At 64.3% G+C, this 12379-nt stretch carries 14 protein-coding genes; 3 read left to right on the top strand and 11 right to left on the bottom strand.

Features of this window, described 5'->3' with window-relative positions; all coding sequences use genetic code 11:
* Positions 1–10 precede the first annotated feature (10 nt).
* Positions 11–916 (bottom strand): phosphatidate cytidylyltransferase, encoded by a 906-nt coding sequence (locus VNK82_09065; GenBank protein ID HXE91098.1) that lies wholly within the window; start codon positions 914–916, stop codon positions 11–13.
* A 3-nt stretch (positions 917–919) separates the two neighbouring features.
* Positions 920–1711: an isoprenyl transferase gene (locus tag VNK82_09060; GenBank protein ID HXE91097.1), complete on the bottom strand. Its 792-nt coding sequence runs from the start codon at positions 1709–1711 to the stop codon at positions 920–922.
* A gap of 207 nt (positions 1712–1918) precedes the next feature.
* Here VNK82_09060 and VNK82_09055 point away from each other — a divergent pair, with 207 nt between their 5' ends.
* Positions 1919–2338: a hypothetical protein gene (locus VNK82_09055; protein HXE91096.1), complete on the top strand. Its 420-nt coding sequence runs from the start codon at positions 1919–1921 to the stop codon at positions 2336–2338.
* 172 nt (positions 2339–2510) lie between these two features.
* Complete coding sequence (locus tag VNK82_09050; GenBank protein ID HXE91095.1) at positions 2511–4850, top strand: TonB-dependent receptor; 2340 nt, start codon at positions 2511–2513, stop codon at positions 4848–4850.
* A 69-nt stretch (positions 4851–4919) separates the two neighbouring features.
* On the opposite strand, the gene VNK82_09045 is transcribed toward VNK82_09050, so the two are convergent.
* The gene (locus VNK82_09045; GenBank protein HXE91094.1) at positions 4920–5321 is read right to left on the bottom strand and encodes a helix-turn-helix transcriptional regulator; all 402 of its coding nucleotides are present in this window, start codon (positions 5319–5321) and stop codon (positions 4920–4922) included.
* A gap of 330 nt (positions 5322–5651) precedes the next feature.
* Between VNK82_09045 and VNK82_09040 the strand changes: the two genes are divergently transcribed.
* Positions 5652–6257: an HD domain-containing protein gene (locus VNK82_09040; protein HXE91093.1), complete on the top strand. Its 606-nt coding sequence runs from the start codon at positions 5652–5654 to the stop codon at positions 6255–6257.
* 239 nt (positions 6258–6496) lie between these two features.
* Here VNK82_09040 and VNK82_09035 read toward each other — a convergent pair whose 3' ends face one another.
* The 8 genes from VNK82_09035 to VNK82_09000 all read right to left on the bottom strand — a co-directional run bounded on the left by VNK82_09035 (position 6497) and on the right by VNK82_09000 (position 12376).
* The gene (locus VNK82_09035) at positions 6497–7462 is read right to left on the bottom strand and encodes a VWA domain-containing protein (GenBank protein HXE91092.1); all 966 of its coding nucleotides are present in this window, start codon (positions 7460–7462) and stop codon (positions 6497–6499) included.
* A gap of 169 nt (positions 7463–7631) precedes the next feature.
* Positions 7632–7808: a hypothetical protein gene (locus VNK82_09030; GenBank protein ID HXE91091.1), complete on the bottom strand. Its 177-nt coding sequence runs from the start codon at positions 7806–7808 to the stop codon at positions 7632–7634.
* A gap of 40 nt (positions 7809–7848) precedes the next feature.
* The gene (hutH, locus tag VNK82_09025) at positions 7849–9399 is read right to left on the bottom strand and encodes a histidine ammonia-lyase (GenBank protein ID HXE91090.1); all 1551 of its coding nucleotides are present in this window, start codon (positions 9397–9399) and stop codon (positions 7849–7851) included.
* Positions 9360–9863, bottom strand: coding sequence for a DUF4440 domain-containing protein (locus VNK82_09020; GenBank protein ID HXE91089.1), 504 nt, complete (start codon positions 9861–9863; stop codon positions 9360–9362). The genes hutH and VNK82_09020 overlap by 40 nt, the downstream gene beginning before the upstream one ends.
* Positions 9864–9876: 13 nt before the next feature.
* Positions 9877–10296 carry a thioesterase family protein gene (locus VNK82_09015; protein HXE91088.1) on the bottom strand — a complete coding sequence of 140 codons (420 nt, stop codon included), beginning with the start codon at positions 10294–10296 and terminating at the stop codon, positions 9877–9879.
* Positions 10297–10372: 76 nt separating this feature from the next.
* Positions 10373–11161: an enoyl-CoA hydratase-related protein gene (locus tag VNK82_09010; protein HXE91087.1), complete on the bottom strand. Its 789-nt coding sequence runs from the start codon at positions 11159–11161 to the stop codon at positions 10373–10375.
* Positions 11162–11168: 7 nt separating this feature from the next.
* Positions 11169–12041 (bottom strand): hydroxymethylglutaryl-CoA lyase, encoded by an 873-nt coding sequence (locus VNK82_09005; protein ID HXE91086.1) that lies wholly within the window; start codon positions 12039–12041, stop codon positions 11169–11171.
* Complete coding sequence (locus tag VNK82_09000; GenBank protein ID HXE91085.1) at positions 12038–12376, bottom strand: hypothetical protein; 339 nt, start codon at positions 12374–12376, stop codon at positions 12038–12040. Before VNK82_09000 ends, VNK82_09005 begins: the two co-directional genes overlap by 4 nt.
* Between the last annotated feature and the right edge of the window lie 3 nt (positions 12377–12379).

Raw genomic sequence — 12379 nt, 5'->3', positions numbered from 1 at the left:
TCGCTCGCAGCTAGGACGGAGGAATGAAGTAGCTGTAGGTGAAAACGAATACTACCATGCCCACAGGAGCCGCGAAGAGCAGGGCATCAATGCGGTCCAGCATGCCGCCGTGGCCGGGCAAGGAAGCGCCGGAATCCTTCACGCCGGCGCCCCGCTTGAGCACAGACTCCGCCAAATCCCCGAGCTGGGCAGCGACGTTGATTGCCACGGCGAGCAGCAGCGGAACCCACAGGGGCGGCGCCTGCAACCCGCGGGGCCCGAAGTTCAAGACCAGAGGCGACTGGCTCAGCCACTGGCCGATCCAGGGTGCGTAGCGCGCCAGGGCAATTGCCAGGCCGACCGCGGCAATGACCGAAGCGGCGGCACCTTCCCACGTCTTCTTTGGACTGATGCGCTGCGCCATCCGGCGACGTCCGAATGTCCGGCCGACGTAGTAGGCGGCGATATCGCCTCCCCAGACCAGGATCAGCAACAGAGCGAGAAAGAACGCGCCCGCCGGCAGCAACCGGATCAGCACCACAGAGAGCAAGGGGAGCGCTATGTAGGGCAACGCAAACAGCGAGAGTGCGGCTGCCGGCAAGGTGCCGGGCAGGTTCTCGCGCCGAAAGCCGGCGATGAGAAAGAAAAAGGGCGCACCGTACACCGCCAATGTGGCCGCCACAACCGGTATAGCAAGCCAGTCCGCTTGCCCGAGACTGCCTTCCAATCCGAGTGGAACCAGAAAGGCGGTCGCAATCAGGATGAGTGTGAGCCGTCGGAATGGCTGGACACCGTAGTGCATCAGAAGGTCCAGGTATTCGCGTGCCGTCCACAAGGCGATCAGGCCGACCAGGATGGCAAAGGCCCATAACGGCGCACGGAACACCGCCACCAGGACCAGCGGGATGAGCACCACCGCGGTCGCGACGCGCTTCATCGCTCAGTGCTTGCCGTTGGAGGACACCAGGCCGCCGTAACGCCGTTCGCGCTTCTGGAACTCGGCGATGGCTTCCAGCAGGTGGCGGCCGCGGAAGTCGGGCCACAGCGTCTCGGTCACGTAGATCTCCGCATAGGCCACCTGCCAGAGCAGGAAGTTCGACAAGCGCATCTCGCCCGAGGTGCGGATGACCAGGTCGGGATCGGGCAAGGCGCGGGTGTAGAGGTGCCGGGCAATGAGTTCCTCATCGACCTTCAGATGGTTGACGCCGCCGTTGGAGGCCGCCGCGCGCACGATGTCGTTGAACGCATCCACCAGCTCCAGGCGCGCACCGTAATTCAGCGCCAGGGTCAACACCATGCCGGTGTTGCGGCGCGTGGCTTCGCGCGCCCACCGCATGCGTTCCTGCACGTCCGCCGGCAGCTCGTGCTGCCGTCCGATGTATTCCAGACGGATGTTATTGCGGTTGAGCGTGGGCACTTCCTGCTTGAGGTAGTGCTTGAGCAGGCGCATGAGGAACTGGACCTCGGCGCCGGGCCGTTTCTGCCAGTTCTCGGCGGAGAAGGCATACAGGGTGAGGGCCGGAACTCGGACGCGCGCCGCGGTTTCCACCACCGAGCGCACGGCGTCGGCGCCTGCGCGGTGACCGGCGATGCGCGGCAGGTGCCGCCGTTTCGCCCAGCGCCCGTTGCCATCCATGATGATGGCCACGTGCTGCGGCAACCGCCCGGGGTCGAGCCCGGCGTAGATTTCCGCCTCCTTGCGGTCGAGTCCTTCGGGAATGGAGGTGCGCAACGCTTCCTCTATGGTATAAAGTGCAATCCAACCTAGCACATTCAATCCCGGGCTGGCAATTGACGCCCGGCATGCGCTCTGCCATCCTAGCCGGGCGGCCCTGAACGCTCCCGGGGCTCCACTTCTGCTCCCCCGGATTGCCGCGAACTCGCGACGATGTTGACTGGGACAACCACAAGCCCGAGGCCTCCCATCCAATCCGAAAGCATGCCCCCAGCCTTTTTCGGCACGCGCAGAAGGCAGCCCGCGCTCTTCCTGGTCCTGCTGATCGTCTGCCTCCTGGGCAGCCAGCTCGTGGCGACGACACACGAACTGGCGGTGCGCCACGCCACCTGCCCGCAACACGGTGAGTTGATCGATGTGGAAGGTGGGAAGGCTGTGGCGGAGCCCGCCTCGGAAGTCGCAAGACAGGTCACGACTTCACAGGTCGGCGACACGCAGATTCACCATCAGCACTGCCTGTTCGTTTCCTCGCGCGGCAATCACAAGGGCTTCGGAGTCGCCGGGCCGGCCGTGGCTGCGATCGCTCCGCTCGCGCATTCCGCGAGATCCGCGTACAACGCAGTTCCCGTTCCTTCGGTCGTCGTTTATTTGACCGCTCCCAAGCACTCGCCTCCGTCCGTCTAAGTCCGGTCCGAAAGCGAAACGGGCTGGCGCAGCCGCTCTTGCTGCCCGTTCTCAGCGGCGCACGCCGCATCTCACATATGAGGACAGATTGGAAAGCGATCGATCCGGAGGATTCATGAGCTTTGGACACAGGCCCTTTTTGGCGCGCGCATTCGCGCCCGGGCTATGCATTGTGATAGTTACAGCGTCGCTGTTCGCACAGAGTGTCGGCACCGTTACCGGCACCGTCACCGACCCGACCGGCGCGGTAATCCCGGGCGCTTCCGTAACGCTCACTGCTGCCATCAGTGGTTACCGCCAGAACGTCCAGACCGATGCCAACGGATACTTCAAGTTCGTCAACGTCCCGTTTTCGCCCTTCACGCTGCACGTGGAGGCGACGGGCTTCGAGCACTACGATGCCACCGGCGAGCTGCGTTCCAATATCCCTCTCATCCTGAACGCCAAACTGGCGCTGGCGGAAGCCAAGCAGGAGGTCACCGTGGTGGAACAGGGGCCGCTGCTGGAAACCACTTCCGCCTCCACGCACCACGACATCGACTACCTGCAATTGCAGAAGCTGGGACTGGCGCAGGCCGGGCGCGGCCTGGAGGCCGTCGTGCAGAGCGTTCCCGGCGTGGTGCAGGACGACAACGGCCGCATGCACCCGCGCGGTTCGGAGTCCCAGGTGCAGTACGTGGTGGATGGCGTCCCGGTCACCGACAATCTGGCGGCCACCTTTGCTACGGCGCTCGACGCCCGCAACCTGCGCTCCGCGGAGATCCTCACCGGCAATGTGCCCGCCGAATACGGCGGCAAGCTGGCCACCGTCATCAACGTCAACACCAAGTCCGGACTGGAGATGCCCTGGAGCGGCAGCCTGTTCCTGGGCGGCGGCAGTTTCGGCCACGCCGAGGCTGGCGCCGAGTTCGGCGGACACACGCAAAAGTTCGGCGTTTTCGTTTCCTCCGCGGGCAGCCGCAGTGAGCGTTATCTGGACCCGCCGGAAATCCAGAACTTCCGCAACGAAGGTGGCAACGCTCGCCTGTTCGTCAAGTTCGACTGGGTCCCGAGGGAAAAGGACACCTTGCGCCTGTCGCTCACCACCAACGGCACCAACTTCCAGGTGCCCAACACGGCGGAGCAGCAGGCGGCCGGCCAGCGCCAGGGACAGGAGCTGCGCGACGACGCCCAGTCGCTCTCCTGGACCCATCTGTTCGATCCGCAGACGGTCAGCGACATCGTGCTCTACCGGCGGTCGTCGAGCGCGCGCCTGCTCGACCCTGACCAGACCGGCTTTCCCTTCTTCGCCGAACAGAATCGCCGCCAGCGCACCGAGGGTCTGCGAGCCAGCCTCAGCCGCCAGCAGGGCGGCCACAGCCTGAAGTTCGGCGTCCAGGTGGCGCGCATTCCCTTGAGCGAGTTCTTTACCGTGGCCGCCACCGACCCCGCCATCCTTGCCGATCCCGCCAATCCGGCATCCGCCTTTCCCATCACCAGCCCCTTCGTGTTTCATCAGAAGGAGACGGGGCGGGAAGTGGCGCTGTTCGTGCAGGACCGCTTCACCCTGGCCGGCCGGCTGACCATTGACGCCGGTCTGCGCTACGACAACTACCGCATCGTCGCCGAGAAGGACTTTGTCAGCCCGCGCGTCGGCCTGGCCTACTACATCAAGCGCACCGGCACCGTCTTCCGCGGCTCCTACAACCGCTTGTTCCAGACGCCTTCGGTAGAGAACCTGCTGCTTTCTTCTTCCCCGGCAGGGGCGGTGTTCTCGCCCCTGGGCAGTGCCGCGGGTGTCCGCGTGGTGCCGCCCGAAGAGCAGAACTTCTACGAGTTCGGGGTGCAACAGCAACTGGGCAAATACGTGCGCCTGGACGTGGCTCGCTACGTCAAGAACATCCACAACTACGCCGACAAGGACCAATTTCTCAACACGGGCATCATTTTCCCCATCGCCATCGCGCGCGGAGATGTGCGCGGTAGTGAGGTCCGCCTGGATCTCGCCTTGGTGCGCGGCTGGACCGCCTTCCTCAGCTACGCCAACTCCAAGGCGGTTGCCACCACGCCTCTGGTAGGCGGTTTGTTCCTCGGGGAGGAGGCGGCGGAACTTCTGATTCCCGGCATCCAGTTCAACGCCGACCACGACCAGCGCAACAGCGGCCAGTTCGGCGTCACCTACTCCCATCGTTCGGGCGCCTGGGCGAGCCTTACCGGGCGCTACGACAGCGGCGTGCCCTCGGAGTTCGATCCGGCGGACCTGGTCGGCCTCGATCCGCGCATCGTCGAACAGTTGGATACCGTGCGCTTCCGCATCAAGCCGCGGGCCACGCTGGACGTGATGGCCGGCATCGACCTGCTGCGCGACAGCTCCTGGCCCATCTCCCTACAACTCGACGTGCAGAACCTGCTCGACCGCTTCTACCTGTTCAATTTCGAGAGCGTGTTTTCGGGGACGCACATCGGGCGGCCGCGCGAAATCAGCGGCCGTATCGTCTTCCATTGGAAGTCGAAATCGGTGCGCAGCCCGTAGGCGAAAAAACTGGGCCGGGGTCTCGAGAACCCCGGCCCGGTCGGCTCAGCGAGCTGCCCGGAGAAAACCCTAGGAGTGGCGCCGCGGGCGCAGCGAGAGGTCGCGCACCTGCGCCAGAATGCTGGATAATTGCATGCCGTCGAGCTTCTGCAGATAGGGAATCAGCTCGGCGATGAAGTCGTCGGCCATGAGCTCGCGGATCTCCGCGTCGCGGCTGTGGCCGCCGTTGAGCAGTTCAGGCACGCTTACCTCCAGGGCTCGCGCCAGCCGCTCGATGGATGAGAGCGTGGGCGTGGCTTTTTCATTTTCGATCTTGGATACGTAGGTCCGCGGGACGGACATGCGCAGCGCCAGTTGCCGCTGGCTCAATCCGGTGCGCTGCCGCAGCGTGCGGATGGCCGCCGCCAGTTGCAGATGCGAATGGCCGTTGCCGTTTTCCGGGCGCGCCGCTTCCGCGGCCGGTTCCGCCACCTGAGGCTCGGGTTCCTCAGCGTCCAAAGAAGTGTGGCACTTGCGGCAAAGATTATTCGTGGTCCGGAACTGGACCAGATGACAACGGTCACATCTCACGACTTCCCGCGAGTCGACGGGCGCGAGAGTTGTAGCCATGCCGGGTTGTGGAAGATGCCAGAGCCGGGCATCCCGCCTGCGATACACTTGCAGGCTGGCGGTACTTTGCGGCACCGCCGCCGGAGTTGTCAACAGAAAAGTGGGCGGAAACTCGGTTGACACGGGGTAAAACCCCACGGGATGCCGCCATGAAAACCGGAGAAAACCGGGCGAAAACCGGGGAGACGAATGATGCCGACGCGGGACGATGCCTGGGGTTTACTTTGTGAGTACACCCAGTCCGAGAGCCTGAGGAAACACGCCCTGGCGGTCGAGGCCTGTATGCGCGCCTACGCCCGCCGCTTCGCCGCCGACGGCACCGACCCCGCCGCCGACGAAGAACTCTACGGCCTCTGCGGACTGCTGCACGATTTCGACTACGAAAAGTTCCCCACGCCTGACCAGCATCCTTTCGTGGGCAACAAGATCCTGGAGGAGCGCGGCTACCCTGAAGCCCTGCGCCGCTGCATCCTCTCCCATGCGCAGTACTCCGGCGTCCCGCGCGTCACGCCCATGGAGAAGGCCCTGTTCGCCTGCGACGAGCTGGCCGGCTTCCTTACCGCCACCGCGCTGGTGAAGCCCAACAAGTCGCTCGCCGAGGTCGAAGCCAGATCGGTGCGCAAGAAGATGAAGGACAAGGCCTTCGCCCGCAGCGTCAGCCGCGAAGACATCCTCTCCGGCGCCCAGGACCTGGGTATCGACCTGGAAGAGCACATCACCTTCTGCATCCAGGCCATGCAGGGCATCGCCAAACAGCTCGGCCTGGATGGGGTGCAGCCTGCGGTTCCGCAGTCCTGAACAGTCACCGCAGATTGAGGCGGATGACGCAGATAACTGTTAGGGTGTCATCCTGAACTCGCCTTGGCGGGCGAAGGATCTATGCATTTTGCCGTTGCGGCTGCGGCCTTACCCGCGCGAACGCACCGATACTTCGTCGCTGCGCTCCTCAGAACGACATTTCAGCCGGAGCACCTAACACCCGGGACCAGCCTCTGGGCAGCAAGGAGCTTCGAATCTCGCGTCGGCTACCGCCTCGGCTACCTCGTGACGCCGTTTGTCTGAACCGTTGATGGGCAGGGAGCCAGAGTGCGCGGGTAGAAGACCTCGTATCGGCTCAGCTTACGGCCGTGGTCATCAACCACGTGCAGTTTCCAGTCGTGCGGTTTGTCAATCTCCGCTGGCAGCTCGACCATGAGCTCATAATAATTCTGCATGTCAAAATAGAGGCGACGAAGCAACGAATCCAGAGTGCGGCGGCCTCCGGGAGTCAAGTTCGAACTCCACACCACCGTGATTCCACCGGACATCTTGCTCAATCCGGACATAAGACCTGGCCCTTCCCGCTCCTCCGGAGTTGTGGGAAAGAGATCCGCGAAAAGAACCCCGAAGATTCTGGCCCCGGACGTCGCCACGGCCATGGTGAATTCACTCTCTTTCGTCCAGCTCATATTGTCTCCGCCATCGGTGATCAGGTAGATCACATCTCCCGGCCTTGGTCGACCCAGCATGGCGACGGCTTCCATAACAGCATCGCGGATTGCGGTGCGCCCCTTGATGATTCCCTTAGTCGTCATGGCAGCCTTCAGCTCTTCAAGCAGGGCCGCTCGGTCTTGTGTAAGCCCAATACGAAGCCCGATCTTTTCGTTGAAAAGGATTAGACCGACCGCACTACCGGGAGGAGCGGATTCGATGGCATTGCCCGCGATCGTCCAGGCAATGCCCGACGGACGCAGGCTCCGCTCCATGCTGCCTGAGATATCGAGAGCGACCACGAAACGGGGAGATCCCGAAGTCATTCTCGCGTGGTGGATCCGCACGGGCTGGCCCCGGAACTGGCCCTGAAAACTATTCGCTGTGAGCCCCGTCACTGGTTTGCCCTTCGCGTCGGCGACCGTTACCGTGACGCTCCGCAAACGGCAGCCCAGGTTGTTCTGTGCGAAAACCCCGAACGGAGCGAGAACGGAAGCCACTACAAGCACGAATGTGAACAACTGCCGGAGCATTACCGTATCCGCGCCGACCCTATCACAAGTTGCGGGTAAATGAGCAAGACCGTTCGGGCCGTTCCGTTGTTGGAACGCACCCCGGGTCAGGAGAGAATGCGTCCGGCCGTCGATTTAGCGAGTCCGCTTCCGACGAGGCAAAAGAGCAAGAGCTGGTCCACAGACGCCCTCACGGCGCCGCTTTGTATTCTCCACCCCTGAACACGTACACCTGGCGCTTCTTAACCGGGACCACTTTCCCCTTGTCGTTCAGGCGGGTGCCGGTGCTGGTGACGACCAGGTCTTGATCGGGCTGCGTGGTGTTGGGCTGGAAGGCGTATGTCGAATCGAAGTTGTCGCAGTTCACCCAATCGTTCCCTGCGCCGCTGTGCCTCGGTGGCCAACCTCTAGGCCAGCGCCGCCGCCACCTTGCCGCTGCGCACGAGTTCCGCCACGCGTGCGAAATCGGCTGCCAGCACGCGGTCCTGTTCCACCGCCGGGCTGACGGAACGTATCGCAGCATGCGCTTTCTGGCCGCGCGGGCTGGGCGCGAGCGGCGCCAGAAAGTCGATAGCCTGCGCGGCAGCCACCGCTTCGATGGCCAGCACGTTGCGCGTATTGGCCACGATGCGCTTCAGCTTCAGCGCCGCCGCCATCCCCATGGAAACATAGTCTTCCTTGTTGCCGGAGGTGGTGATGGAATCCACGGACGCAGGATGCGCCAGCACCTTGTTCTCGCTGGCCAGCGCGGCCGCCGTCACCTGCGCCATCATGAAGCCGGAGTGCAGGCCGGCATGCTTGGCCAGGAACGGCGGCAGGCCCTCGTTGAGCGCCGGGTTCACCAGCCGTTCCACGCGCCGCTCGCTGATGCCCGCCAGCGACGCCAGCGCGATGCCCAGGAAGTCCAGCGCCATGGCCACCGGCTCCCCATGAAAGTTCCCGCCGGAGAGCACTTCGGCGTTCGCACCCGGATTCAGGAACACCAGCGGATTGTCCACCGCGGAGTTCATCTCGATCTCGAAGATGCGGCGGCAATGCGTGAGCGTGTCGCGCACCGCGCCGTGCACCTGCGGTATGCAGCGCAGCGAGTAGGCATCCTGCACCCGGCCGCAATCGCGGTGCGACTCGCGGATCTGGCTGCCCTCGAGCATGCGCCGCAGATTCTCCGCCACGCGAACCTGGCCGGCATGCGGACGCGCCTGGTGGATGCGCGCGTCGAAAGCCACGTCAGTGCCGCGCAACGCGTCCAGCGACAGTGAGCCGATGACGTCAGCGCTGTCGGTCAGCGTCTCCGCTTCCAGCAGCGCCAGCGCACCCACCGCCAGCATGGCCTGCGTGCCGTTGATGAGCGAGATGGCTTCCTTGGCCTCGAGCACTAACGGGGTGAGACTCGCCCGGCGCAGGGCCTCCGCGCCTGCCACGCGCTGCTCGTTGTGAATCGCTTCTCCTTCGCCGATCAGCACCAGCGCCAGATGGGCCAGCGGCGCCAGATCGCCGCTCGCTCCCACACTCCCTTGCGAGGGTATGACCGGATGCACGCCGCGGTTCAGCAGTGCGCACAGTGCCTCGACCACCTCCGGGCGAACTCCGGAAAAGCCTTTGGCCAGCGAGTTGGCGCGCAGCAGCACCAGCGCCCGCGTTTCTGCTTCGCTCAACGGCTCGCCCACGCCCGCGGCATGCGAGCGCAGCAGGTTGACCTGCAGCTCGCGGATCTCGCCCGGTGCGATGCGCACGTCGCTCAACTTGCCCACGCCGGTGTTCACGGCGTAGGCCACGCGCTCGCCTTTGAGCAAGGCTTCGACGGCGGCCCGCGCCCCGGCAATGCGCCTGCGCGCCGCCGGATCCAGTCCTACCGGCTGCCGGTCATACACTACGGCGCGCAATTGCTCGAGCGTCAGGTCGTTGCCGTTGATGGGGATCACTTCGACGCGTTCCACATGGTCCGGTGGACTTTCCACGACCCGTCCGCGGCGCGCTTCAGCACCCGCAGCACGTTGTAGTTCTGCCGGATCTCGTCGCCGCCCGCCTTGGGCCGCACTGCGCTGGTGAAGGTGCCCCACTCGAAGGCGTAGTCGCCTGCGAGCGTCACTTCCTCCCACTTTTGCTCGTAGGTCAGCACCTCGTAGGCGGCGCTGGCGGCCTTGCCCGCTTCCAGTTGCTTGCGGCCCACGGCTTTGCCGATGGTCGGCGAGCCGTCCGGCGGCAGCGCCACAATGTCGTCCGTCCACAGCGAAACCAGCGTCTCGACGTCGTACGTCTTGGTGGCGGCGATGTCCTTCTGATGCAGCTCCTCGATGGCAGCCAGATCGGCGGCGCGGCGTGCGTTTTCGTTCATTTTGGCGTGGAGAATGATCAGCGTTCCCGCCGCCCCTACCAGCAAGAGCGCGGCAGGCCAGCGGCGCGGCTTGCGATTGTCAATCATGAAGCTTTCCTCTTCAAGTTCCGTGACGCTCAATGGTCTTGCGGAACGCCGTGAGATACTTCTCCGGCAGCGGCCGCTTGTGGAAGTTGCGGTCCACCACGATGTGGGTGGTCTCGCCTTGGGCGAGCAGCTCACCGTCCGCGGCGCGCCGCACTTCGTACCCGAAGTGCAGCAGGGAATCGCGCAGGTTGCGCAGCTCCGTGCGCACTACGATCTCGTCGTCGTAACGCGCCGGAGCCTTGTAGCGCACCCGCAGGTCGACCACCGCGATATGGCAGTCGTCCTTCTCCTCCATCTCGCGATACTGGAAGCCCATCTGGCGCAGCGCCTCCACCCGTCCCACCTCGAACCAGATGGCGAAGTTCGAGTGATAGACCACGCCCATGCGGTCCGTCTCGGCGTAACGCACGCGGAGCTTGGTTTCGCTGAACATGGTTCTTCAGATGACCAGATGAAGAGATGACCCGATCACCAGATTTCTCGGCGCCTCTATGACTCTGTGGCCAATCTCATTTCCCCGTCCACTTCGGCTTGCGCTTTTCCAGGAACGATGTCACGCCCTCGCGGAAATCGGCCGTCGCCCGGATGCGCGCGTTCTCTTCCTGGCCGAGTTTCATCTCCTGGTCCAGTTGCGCGCGCGCGTATTCCGAGAGCAGCGCTTTGGTGAGCCGGATCGACGTGGGGCTGTTTTCCATCAGCGTGGCGGCCAGCTCGCGCACGCGGGGCATCAGCTTCTGCGGCTCCAGTACCTCGTTGACCAGTCCCATGCGGTAGGCTTCTTCCGCCCCGAAGATGCGCCCCGTCAGCAACAGATCGCGCGCATGTTTTTCTCCCACCTGGCGCTTGAGCAGGGAAGATACGATGGCGGGAATGAACCCGATGCGCACCTCCGTGTAACCGAACCTGGCCTCGGTGGAGGCCAGCGTGAAATCGCACGAGGTGGCGAGGCCCATGCCTCCGGCGATCGCCGGCCCGTTCACCGCCGCGATGGTCGGCTTGGGAAAATCGTAGATGGAGCGGAACAGTCGGGCCATGGTTTCTGAGTCCTTCAAGTTTTCCTCGAAGGAGCGACCTTCAGCGCTAAGCGTTTTCAGGCTTTCCAGATCCATGCCGGAGCAGAACGCCTGGCCGGCTCCGGTGAGCACCAGCACCTGCGACGCCGACTGCCGCGCCGCTTCCAGCGCTGCCGTGAGGTCGTCGATCAGCTCGAAACTGATGGCGTTGCGTTTTTCCGGCCGGTTCAACGTGAGGGTCGCGATGCCGCCGGATTCCGCCAGCAAAACGGTCTTCAGTTCCATGGGGTCGCTATTGTTTCACTTCCGCCTGATGCGCCGCACCGATTTCCGCCGACATGCGCAACACGCCATCGAGCGCCGCGAGCTGCGGCGTTTCCGCGCCTCGCTGTCTCAGCGCCTCCAGCGCCCGCTCCGTCGCGATGTTGCCGACCAGAAGGTCTTGCGCGAACGGACATCCGCCCAGTCCGCCCAGCGCGCAGTCAAAGCGCCGGGCTCCCGCCTCGTACGCAGCCAGGACCTTTTCGGCTGTCTGTTCCGGACGCGAATGCAGGTGCGCGCCGATTTCCAGGTACCCGTACTTCGCCGTCACCGCGCCGATGACGTCCGCGATCTTCGCCGCATCCGCCACGCCCACGGTATCGGCCAGCGACACGGCGCGGATGTCCATGCTCTCCAGGAGGCCGACGGCTTCCACCACTTCCTCTGTGCTCCATTCGTCGCCATACGGATTGCCGAAGGCCATCGAAATGTACACCACCAGATCGAGTCCGACCTGGTGCGCTTTGAGGTCGATTTTCTCCAGCTCGTCGAGGGCCGCTTCGAGTGTCTGCTTCTGGTTGCGCTCGAGGAACGTCGGCGAGACCGAGTATGGAAATCCCAGCGTGCTCACGGCTTCGGTCTCGATCGCGCGGTCGGCGCCCTTCTCATTCACCACGATGCCGATGATCTCGACGTCCTCCGGCGGACGCAATTGCCGCAAGACTTCTTCCGAATCCGCCATCTGCGGCACCGCCGCCGGCGAAACGAACGACACCGCGTCGATGTGCTTGAACCCGGCCTCGATCAGCGCCCGCAGGTACGCCACCTTGACTTCGGTCGGGATGACGCCCTTCAGCCCTTGCCAGGCATCGCGCGGGCATTCGATCAGCTTCACCGCGCTCATCGCTCACCGTCCCGCCCGCGCCGCAGCCGCCTGCGCGTCACCAGCACCACTGCGGCAAGCCACGGCGCCATCCAGGTCACGAGACTCCATGCGAACGCCGCGTCGCTCACCGCGTAGCCGCCAAACGGCACGCTGTAGAAGCGCCCCACTTGACGATACCGTGCGATGCCGATTCCCAGCGCTCCATACGTAAGCAGTCCCAGCGGCAGCGAAATCACCAGCGCTCCTACCACGCGTCCCAGCGTCGCCAGCCCGCCGCTGCCTCCGGCCGACTTCAGCAGCAGAAACGCGCCTGCCCCGACGAACACCACGAAGATGAGCGGCAGGATGGGCACGGC

Source organism: Terriglobales bacterium, from assembly GCA_035573675.1.
In the GTDB taxonomy this organism is placed as follows: Bacteria; Acidobacteriota; Terriglobia; order Terriglobales; family Acidobacteriaceae; genus DATMAB01.
This window is presented reverse-complemented; position numbering and strand designations above follow the sequence as displayed.